Consider the following 1,776-nt stretch of genomic DNA (forward strand, 5'->3'; position numbering starts at 1 on the left):
CCCCCGCAGGGGGGTCGGGACTCCTTAGAAAGGAGGTGATCCAGCCGCACCTTCCGGTACGGCTACCTTGTTACGACTTCGTCCTAATCGCCAGCCCCACCTTCGACCACTCCCTCCGGTAAACCGGTTAGGCCGCAGGCTTCGGGTGTTGCCAACTTTCATGACGTGACGGGCGGTGTGTACAAGGCCCGGGAACGCATTCACCGCAGCGTTGCTGATCTGCGATTACTAGCGACTCCACCTTCATCGAGTCGAGTTGCAGACTCGAATCCGAACCAAGACCGGCTTTACAGGGATTCGCTCCACCTCACGGTATCGCAACCCGCTGTACCGGCCAATGTAGCATGCGTGAAGCCCTAGACATAAGGGGCATGATGACTTGACCTCATCCCCACCTTCCTCCGAGTTAACCCCGGCAGTCTCCCGTGAGTCCCCAACTGAATGCTGGCAACACGGGATAAGGGTTGCGCTCGTTGCGGGACTTAACCCAACATCTCACGACACGAGCTGACGACAGCCATGCACCACCTGTCACCCAGTCCGAAGAGGCCCCTATCTCTAGGGGTTTCCGGGTGATGTCAAACCTAGGTAAGGTTCTTCGCGTTGCATCGAATTAATCCGCATGCTCCGCCGCTTGTGCGGGCCCCCGTCAATTCCTTTGAGTTTTAGCCTTGCGGCCGTACTCCCCAGGCGGGGCGCTTAATGCGTTAGCTACGGCACAGAATCAACCAACGTGACCCCACACCTAGCGCCCACCGTTTACAGCATGGACTACCAGGGTATCTAATCCTGTTCGCTCCCCACGCTTTCGCTCCTCAGCGTCAGAACAATCCCAGAGATCCGCCTTCGCCACCGGTGTTCCTCCACATATCTGCGCATTTCACCGCTACACGTAGAATTCCGATCTCCCCTAATTGCCTCAAGTCGACCCGTATCCACCGCAAAACCCCGGTTAAGCCGAGGCCTTTCACGGCGGACGCAATCAACCGCCTACGAGCCCTTTACGCCCAATAAATCCGGACAACGCTCGCGCCCTACGTCTTACCGCGGCTGCTGGCACGTAGTTAGCCGGCGCTTATTCAACCACTACCGTCAACCCCGCGAATACGGGGCCTTCGTGGTGGATAAAAGAGGTTTACAACCCGAAAGCCGTCATCCCTCACGCGGCGTCGCTGCATCAGGCTTTCGCCCATTGTGCAAAATTCCCCACTGCTGCCTCCCGTAGGAGTCTGGGCCGTATCTCAGTCCCAATGTGACCGACCGCCCTCTCAGGCCGGCTACCCGTCAAAGCCTTGGTGCGCCACTACCGCACCAACAAGCTGATAGGCCGCGGGCCCCTCCCCAACCGCAAAAACTTTCCACCCAGCACCATGCGGAGCCAGGTCGTATCCGGTATTAGCCGCCGTTTCCAACGGTTATCCCAGAGATGGGGGCAGGTTACCCACGTGTTACTCACCCGTTCGCCACTCGAGTACCCGCAAGCGGGCCTTTCCGTTCGACTTGCATGTGTGAAGCACGCCGCCAGCGTTCGTCCTGAGCCAGGATCAAACTCTCCAACAAAAACCTGTTGCGCACCACCATCCGAAGACCATGGCGACTTTTGGTATGTGTCGAAGCATGTCCTGACCGATTTTCAACGGGACACCAAGCAAGTGTCCCAAGGAAAAGACAGTCAAAAACAGTACCAACCAGAAACCACCGAAACCTTGTCCGATCGTCCCAGTCAGCCCGCACGCTGACCATCCAAACACCCTGTTGAGTTCTCAAACAACACGC

Annotated in this window: 1 rRNA gene; it reads right to left on the bottom strand. The window is 57.7% G+C overall.

The window, feature by feature from the left end:
• Positions 1-28: 28 nt before the first annotated feature.
• Positions 29-1,560 (bottom strand): 16S ribosomal RNA (locus tag J5V16_RS24010).
• Positions 1,561-1,776: the final 216 nt, after the last annotated feature.

The organism is Glycomyces niveus (assembly GCF_017592475.1).
Classification (GTDB): Bacteria; Actinomycetota; Actinomycetes; order Mycobacteriales; family Micromonosporaceae; genus Glycomyces; species Glycomyces niveus.